At 44.2% G+C, this 8206-nt stretch carries 6 protein-coding genes; 5 read left to right on the forward strand and 1 reads right to left on the reverse strand.

Annotated features, from left to right (window positions below):
* The first annotated feature begins 10 nt into the window (after nt 1-10).
* Nucleotides 11-3694 (forward strand): DNA-directed RNA polymerase subunit beta', encoded by a 3684-nt coding sequence (rpoC, locus tag JQM82_RS06010; RefSeq protein ID WP_235249150.1) that lies wholly within the window; start codon nt 11-13, stop codon nt 3692-3694.
* A 216-nt stretch (nt 3695-3910) separates the two neighbouring features.
* Nucleotides 3911-4996: a M24 family metallopeptidase gene (locus tag JQM82_RS06015; protein ID WP_235249152.1), complete on the forward strand. Its 1086-nt coding sequence runs from the start codon at nt 3911-3913 to the stop codon at nt 4994-4996.
* 75 nt (nt 4997-5071) lie between these two features.
* On the opposite strand, the gene JQM82_RS06020 is transcribed toward JQM82_RS06015, so the two are convergent.
* Entirely contained in the window at nt 5072-5833 is a 762-nt protein-coding gene (locus JQM82_RS06020; protein WP_235249153.1) for a sulfite exporter TauE/SafE family protein, read from the reverse strand.
* A 215-nt stretch (nt 5834-6048) separates the two neighbouring features.
* On the opposite strand from JQM82_RS06020, the gene JQM82_RS06025 reads away from it, so the two are divergent.
* The 3 genes from JQM82_RS06025 to JQM82_RS06035 are packed head-to-tail and all read left to right on the forward strand — an operon-like array spanning nt 6049 to nt 8030.
* Nucleotides 6049-6612, forward strand: a complete 564-nt coding sequence (locus JQM82_RS06025; protein ID WP_235249154.1) for an HD domain-containing protein — start codon at nt 6049-6051, stop codon at nt 6610-6612.
* A gap of 35 nt (nt 6613-6647) precedes the next feature.
* A complete protein-coding gene (locus JQM82_RS06030; RefSeq protein WP_235249155.1) occupies nt 6648-7577 on the forward strand; it encodes a nucleotidyltransferase family protein in 930 nt (309 codons plus the stop codon).
* Between the two features lie 12 nt (nt 7578-7589).
* Complete coding sequence (locus JQM82_RS06035; RefSeq protein WP_235249157.1) at nt 7590-8030, forward strand: VanZ family protein; 441 nt, start codon at nt 7590-7592, stop codon at nt 8028-8030.
* Nucleotides 8031-8206: the final 176 nt, after the last annotated feature.

Genomic DNA, 8206 nt, shown 5'->3' on the forward strand with positions numbered 1-8206 from the left:
GGTGCTACGTATGCCGGAAAACAATAAGGAACAAACATACCAGCCAATGACTTTTGATGCGATCAAAATCGGGTTGGCATCACCTGAAAAGATTCTGGAGTGGTCCAGAGGCGAAGTAACCAAGCCTGAGACCATTAACTATAGAACCTTGAAGCCGGAGAAAGACGGTCTGTTCTGTGAACGAATCTTCGGACCAAGCAAGGACTGGGAATGCCATTGTGGCAAGTATAAGAAGATCCGTTACAAAGGCGTGGTCTGTGACCGTTGTGGCGTTGAAGTAACGAAAGCAAGTGTGCGGCGTGAGCGTATGGGGCATATTGCCCTTGCCGCTCCGGTGTCTCACATCTGGTATTTTAAGGGAATCCCGAGCCGCATGGGTCTGATTCTTGATCTGTCACCGAGAACACTGGAAAAAGTATTGTATTTTGCTTCTTACATTGTTCTTGATAAGGGAGAGACAGACCTGATGTACAAACAGGTGCTGTCTGAGGCCGAGTATCAGGAGGCGAGAGAAAAATGGGGAAGCGCGTTCCGTGTGGGAATGGGTGCAGAATCCATCAAAGAACTTCTGGAAGCCATCGACCTGGATAAGGAATACGAAGAATTGACAGAAGGCCTTAAGGGCGCTACCGGACAGAAGCGTGCAAGAATCGTAAAACGTCTGGAAGTTGTAGAGGCGTTCCGTGAGTCCGGAAATAAGCCGGAATGGATGATCATGACGAATATTCCTGTTATTCCACCGGATCTTCGTCCTATGGTACAGCTGGATGGAGGACGTTTTGCAACGTCTGACCTGAACGATCTGTACAGAAGAATTATCAATAGAAATAACCGTCTGAAACGCCTTCTGGAATTAGGCGCACCAGACATTATCGTAAGAAATGAAAAGAGAATGCTGCAGGAAGCAGTGGATGCTCTGATTGATAATGGACGTCGCGGTCGTCCGGTAACCGGACCTGGTAACCGTGCACTTAAGTCTCTTTCTGACATGCTGAAAGGTAAGTCCGGACGGTTCCGTCAGAATCTGCTGGGTAAGCGTGTTGACTATTCCGGTCGTTCCGTTATCGTCGTTGGACCGGAACTTAAGATCTATCAGTGCGGTCTTCCGAAAGAGATGGCAATTGAGCTGTTTAAGCCATTTGTTATGAAGGAACTGGTTCAGAACGGAACCGCGCATAATATAAAAAATGCGAAAAAAATGGTAGAAAGACTTCAGCCGGAAGTGTGGGATGTTCTGGAAGAAGTAATCAAAGAACATCCGGTTATGTTGAATCGTGCACCTACACTGCACAGACTTGGTATTCAGGCATTTGAACCAATTCTGGTAGAAGGTAAGGCGATTAAGCTGCATCCGCTGGTATGTACCGCGTTTAATGCGGACTTTGACGGTGACCAGATGGCGGTACATCTTCCACTGTCAGTAGAGGCACAGGCTGAATGCCGATTCCTGCTTCTGTCACCAAACAACCTGCTGAAACCGTCTGACGGTGGTCCGGTTGCCGTTCCTTCACAGGATATGGTACTTGGTATCTACTATCTGACACAGGAACGTCCGGGAGCAGTAGGAGAAGGAAAAGCATTTAAGAGTATTAATGAAGCAATTCTGGCTTATGAAAATGGGGCAGTTACACTGCACTCTCGTGTGAAAGTGCGTGTATCCAAGACAATGCCGGACGGAACGGTTAAGACAGGAACCATCGAGTCTACCGTCGGAAGATTTATCTTTAACGAGATCATTCCGCAGGATCTTGGATTTGTAAACCGTGATGTGGAAGGCAATGAACTTCTTCTTGAGATTGACTTCCATGTAGGAAAGAAACAGCTGAAGAAGATTCTGGAAAAAGTTATCAATACACATGGTTCTACTGCAACAGCAGAAGTACTGGATGCGGTAAAGGCAATTGGTTATAAGTTCTCTACAAGAGCAGCCATGACCGTATCTATCTCCGATATGACGGTTCCTCCGCAGAAGCCTGAGATGATTCAGCAGGCACAGGATACCGTTGATAAGATTACAAAGAACTACAAGCGTGGTCTGATCACAGAGGAAGAACGTTATAAGGAAGTTGTAGAGACATGGAAGGCAACGGATGACGCTCTGACAGAAGCGCTGCTTGGCGGTCTTGATAAATATAACAACATCTTCATGATGGCTGACTCCGGTGCCCGTGGTTCTGATAAACAGATCAAACAGCTGGCTGGTATGCGTGGTCTGATGGCTGATACAACCGGTCGTACGATCGAGTTGCCGATCAAGTCAAACTTCCGTGAAGGTCTGGACGTACTGGAATACTTCATGTCTGCGCATGGAGCTCGTAAGGGTCTGTCAGATACCGCTCTTCGTACAGCCGATTCCGGATACCTGACCAGACGTCTGGTAGATGTATCTCAGGAACTGATCATTCATGAGGTAGACTGTGTGGAGAAGGGTGCAGAGATTCCGGGAATGTATGTAAAAGCATTCATGGATGGAAATGAAGTGATTGAAAGCCTGCAGGATCGTATCACAGGACGTTATCTCTGCGAAAACATTGTGGATAAAGACGGAAATATTCTTGTAAAGGCAAACCATATGGTAACTCCGAAACGCGCAGAAATGATCGTGAATAACGGAGTAGACGAAAATGGTAATCCGCTTAAGAAGATTAAGATCCGTACCATTCTGACCTGCAGATCTCATAATGGTGTATGTGCAAAATGCTATGGCGCCAACATGGCAACCGGTGAGCCGGTACAGGTTGGTGAGGCTGTCGGAATCATCGCAGCTCAGTCTATCGGTGAACCTGGTACACAGCTGACCATGCGTACGTTCCACACCGGTGGTGTTGCCGGTGACGATATTACACAGGGTCTTCCTCGTGTCGAAGAGCTTTTTGAGGCAAGAAAGCCAAAGGGACTTGCAATTATCACAGAGTTTGCGGGAACAGCCAATATCAATGACACAAAGAAGAAACGTGAGATCATCGTGACCAATCGTGAGACCGGTGAATCCAAGGCATATCTGATTCCGTACGGTTCCAGAATCAAAGTTCTGGACGGTGCAGAACTGGAAGCTGGTGATGAACTGACAGAAGGTAGTGTCAATCCGCATGATATCTTAAGAATCAAAGGACTTCGTGCAGTTCAGGATTACATGATCCAGGAAGTACAGAGAGTATATCGTCTGCAGGGTGTTGAGATCAATGACAAGCATATCGAAGTGATCGTACGCCAGATGCTGAAGAAGATTCGTGTTGAAGAGGCTGGAGACAGCGAATTCCTTCCGGGAACCAATGTGGACAGACTGGAATTTGAAGATGTCAATGAGGCACTTGTAAAAGAAGGAAAAGAGCCTGCTACCGGTGAGCAGATCATCCTTGGTATTACAAAAGCATCTCTTGCAACCAATTCATTCCTGTCAGCTGCATCCTTCCAGGAGACTACGAAAGTTCTTACGGAAGCTGCGATTAAGGGCAAAGTCGATCCATTGATCGGATTAAAGGAGAACGTAATTATCGGTAAACACATTCCGGCTGGTACAGGTATGAGAAAATATCGTGATATCAAGCTGAATACAGAAATGTCTATGGATGATGAACTTGTTCTGGATGAAGATTTTGACTTTGATGAAACGATTGAAATGGATGAAGATATGGATCTGAATGATAACATTGGTCTGGAAGAGGATACAGAAGAAGTTACTATAGAAGAATAGGAACAGTTATTAAGGATTGTTGCAAAATTTGCGACAATCCTTTTGTGATGGATTTTAAATTAAAGATTATAGATTATTCATAGTATACAATTTGGAGGTAAAACACGTAGAGTAATTGACTTTTTTGGTGCAAGAGTCTATAATTGGATTCAGCAGAAATCGGTAATGACTGATTGCTGAATCGTAATATTTGACAAAGAAAGGTTGGGGACAATAATGGACCAAGGAAAAGTATCAAGAGTATTAAAATCTATGGAGGAGCACGGAATTCCACAGATGATCGTATCTGATCCGGTTGCAATCTTCTATCTTACAGGAAAGTGGATTATTCCGGGAGAGAGACTTCTTGCATTGTACCTGAATGTAAACGGTAATCACAAACTGATTATCAACAAACTGTTTCCGCAGGAAAAAGATCTTGGTGTAGATCTTGTATGGTATGATGACATCGAAGACGGCGTAGAGATCTTAAGCAGATACGTAGAAAAAGACAAGGTCATGGGTATTGATAAGACATGGCCGGCAAGATTTTTGATTCGTCTGCAGGAACTGGGCGGCGGAAGCAAGTTCGTGAACGGATCTCCTATCATTGACTACATCCGTATGGTAAAAGATGAAAAAGAACAGGAACTGATGAGAGAATCTTCCAGACTGAATGACATCGCTATGGAAAGACTGATTCCATGGGTTGTAAAGGGACTGACAGAGAGAGAACTGAACGCAAAGATCCGTGAAATCTACAAAGATCTTGGATGTGAGGATGTATCATTTGATCCGATCACAGCATATGCAAAAGGTGCTGCAGATCCACATCATGTAACAGATGATTCCAAGGGAAAACGCGGTGACTGTGTAATCCTTGATATCGGAGCATTCAAAGACAATTACGCATCAGATATGACAAGAACCGTATTTATCGGAGAAGTATCTGACCGCGCAAGAGAGATCTATGATATCGTAGTAGAGGCTAACAGACGTGGTATCGAAGCTGCAAAACCGGGTAACAGAATGTGTGATGTTGACCTTGCGGCAAGAAACTACATCGAAGAAAAGGGGTATGGACAGTACTTTACACACAGAACCGGACATTCTATCGGACTTGAAGATCATGAGTTCGGTGATGTATCATCTGTAAATACAGATATTATTCAGGTTGGACAGTGCTTCTCTGTAGAACCGGGTATCTATATCGCAGAGGAAGGCATCGGTGTTCGTATTGAGGACCTTGTAATTATTACAGAAGACGGATGTGAAGTGCTGAATGACTTTACAAAAGACCTGATCGTAGTACCAGAAGAATAGGAAGAGATGAAAAGGGCATCGAAACAGTGAAAACTGCTTCGATGCCTTTTTTGCATCCGTTCTTTTATGTCAGACTTAATAGACGCCTGCAAATTTGAAGCCAAGAAGAATCAGTACCAGTATGATACTGGGTCTAACGATTTTGGAACCATTTTTCATGACAAGTCCAGCGCCGAGATAGCCGCCTAGCATATTACAGGCAGCGGCCGCGAGGCCAAGGGGAATGAAAACCTGACCATTGATCAGGAAGACTGCCAGAGAGGTGCTGTTTGTTGTCAGGTTGATTACCTTTGCCTGGGCATTAGCTGTCCGGATGCTGAGTTTTGCAAAAACAGTAAAAGCAATGATCAGGAAGGTTCCGGTCCCCGGCCCGTAGAAGCCATCGTAACAACCGATCACAAAGGCAGCAATTGCAGCGGTAAGATAGGTGCGACGGTTCAGAATCACAGTGTCTGAGCCATGATCGTTGAAAAACTTTTTGCTCAAAACAAAAAATGCAGACAGCGGCAGGACAGCGATCAATATGCAGGTCATGATATCTGAAGGAACCATCAAAGAAAAATGAGAGCCGATGGAAGATCCGGCAATCGCAACAATCACTGAAGGAATTGCTAATTTTATGTTAATCAGACGGTTTCGTGCAAACCGTAAAGTTGCCAGTGTTGTCCCGAATGCAGAAGAAAGCTTGTTAGTAGCAACTGCCGTGTGGGGAGGAAGTCCCGCGATCAGATAGGCGGGAAGTGAGATAAGCCCGCCTCCGCCGCCGATAGCGTCAACGAGACCGGCGAGAAAAACCAGAGGGCATACAATTAAAAACATTTGCGGTGATAAGTTCATGGTAAAAATCCTCTCAGTATGTATGGTATATGGATGCCTGTAAAATGTACATATTCAGACAAGTTGTTTAAAATTATACCGAAGATGCAGAAGAAAATCAATTCCGGAAAAATACGGATGCAAACTGCAGCAGATGGAAAACTTCACAGAAACATAATTCTGTGTTACAATAACTGTAAATGCATTGATACGGTATACAACAGGGAGGAAGAAAAATGAACAGAGAAGAAGCACATGATATTTTAATGAAATATATGAAGGGAGAGAATTATATTACTCATTCTTATGCTGTTGAGGCGATTATGAAAGGGCTTGCAAAAAGGCTTGCTCCGGATAAAGTTGAATATTGGGGGATTGCCGGACTTCTGCATGATCTGGATGAAGAACAGTGTGACTGGCAACATGATCTGAGTGTTCACGGACCTACTTCCGTGGAGATACTGAAAAAAGAAGGAATTGAAGATAAGGTGCTTTTCGATGCTATCTGTGCACACAATCCAAAGAGCGGAGTAAAAGCAAAGACGAATATTCAATATGCATTACTCGCAGCAGATCCGATGAGCGGATTTGTGAAAGCAGTTGCACAGATTTATCCGGATAAAAAGATTGCCAGTGTAAAGCACAAATCTGTCATGAAGAGATTTAACGAGATGCGTTTTGCGGCAGGAGCAAACAGAGATTATATGGAGGCAATTGAGTATACAGGACTTAGCCTGGATGATCTGATCGATGTTGCCCTTGAAGAAATGGGAGCAATTGCGGATGTGCTTGGTTTGTAATACGGACTGATGTATGAAAAGATAAGGAGAAACAGATGGATATAGCATTAGTGATTATGGCGGCCGGGATTGGTTCGCGATTTGGCGGCGGTATTAAGCAGTTGGAGTCCGTTGGACCAAATGGAGAGATTATCATGGATTATTCGATTCATGATGCAATTGAGGCGGGATTCAATAAGATTATCTTTATTATCCGAAAAGATATAGAAGAAGCATTTAAAGAAGCGATTGGCGATCGGATCGAGAAGATATGCAGCGGATTAAATGTAGAGATACAGTATGCTTATCAGGATCTGGATGATCTTCCAAAGGGAATTACGCGACCAAAAGGAAGGACGAAGCCCTGGGGGACGGGACAGGCAGTCCTGGCCTGTAAGGGGATTATACAGGAGCCTTTTGCCGTGATCAATGCAGATGATTATTACGGAAAAGAAGCATTTGTTAAGATACATGATTTTCTGGCCGGTTATACACCGGCGAGGGCGTCCAATCTGTGCATGGCGGGATTTATTCTGGGAAATACGCTCAGTGAAAACGGAAGTGTAACCAGAGGAGTGTGTACGGTTGATAAAAAAGGTTATCTGACGGATGTGGTTGAAACATATAATATTGTAAAAACGGAACATGGAGCGAAAGCAGGAGAAACGCCAATAGATACCAACTCTTTTGTATCCATGAATATGTGGGGACTGACTTCCGAGTTTGTGGATCTGCTGGAAGAAGGATTCGTTGATTTCTTCCATGAGATCAGGGGAGACGAGGAGAGGGAACTGAAAGCAGAATACCTTCTTCCGACCTACATTGATCGGCTGCTTCAGAAGGGCAAGATGTCTGTCAAAGTCCTTCAGACACAGGACCGCTGGTTTGGCGTTACTTATAAAGAGGACAAGCCGGTGGTAGTAGAATCATTTGCAAAACTGATTGCGGATGGTGTATATCAAAATGATTTGTTTGGAGATCTGTAGATATTGAAAAAAATGATATTTCCTCTTCTGACCTTTTTGTGGATGGCGGTTATATTTTCCTTTTCCGCCAACCCGGCAGAAGAGTCAACTCAGATAAGCCGATCCGTCGGGCGGATGATCGGCGAGATATGTATCAGTGAATTTCAGGAATGGCCAAAAGAACGGCAGGATGTATTTGCGGAGCGGATTGATTATCCGGTCCGCAAATGTGCACATGCATCAGAGTATGCAATCCTGGGGATTCTGCTGTGGCTTTCCATCTCAGAGATTGCAGAAAAGAAGATGGGTCTGTATGCTTTTGTAACCGGAACCATCTATGCAGCGAGCGATGAGTTTCATCAGTTGTATGTACCGGGGAGAAGCGGACAGATCTCAGATGTCATTCTGGATGCATCCGGGATTCTGATCGGACTTCTTCTTATATATACTACGTACAGGAATCAAAAGATATAAAAAGCATACGGCAAATCGTCAAATTCAGATAAAAATCAAGTAAAATCCCTGTCAACCATTTTTGAAAATGTCCCAAAATAATTGAAATATTTGCCCTGGATTTTTTCCGGGGCATTTTCTTTCATCAGCCGCTTGTTGATAAAACATCATGTGCGAGATTCCTGTCAAGGATGCTA

The sequence above is a fragment of the Faecalicatena contorta genome, assembly GCF_021531995.1.
Classification (GTDB): domain Bacteria; phylum Bacillota; class Clostridia; order Lachnospirales; family Lachnospiraceae; genus Dorea_A; species Dorea_A contorta_A.

Bases quoted from the DNA above. Each gene is read 5' to 3' on its own strand.
- JQM82_RS06020 (WP_235249153.1), bottom strand. From the start codon at position 5,833: ATGAACTTATCACCGCAAATGTTTTTAATTGTATGCCCTCTGGTTTTT.
- JQM82_RS06030 (WP_235249155.1), top strand. From the start codon at position 6,648: ATGGATATAGCATTAGTGATTATGGCGGCCGGGATTGGTTCGCGATTT.
- JQM82_RS06025 (WP_235249154.1), top strand. From the start codon at position 6,049: ATGAACAGAGAAGAAGCACATGATATTTTAATGAAATATATGAAGGGA.
- rpoC (WP_235249150.1), top strand. From the start codon at position 11: ATGCCGGAAAACAATAAGGAACAAACATACCAGCCAATGACTTTTGAT.
- JQM82_RS06035 (WP_235249157.1), top strand. From the start codon at position 7,590: ATGATATTTCCTCTTCTGACCTTTTTGTGGATGGCGGTTATATTTTCC.
- JQM82_RS06015 (WP_235249152.1), top strand. From the start codon at position 3,911: ATGGACCAAGGAAAAGTATCAAGAGTATTAAAATCTATGGAGGAGCAC.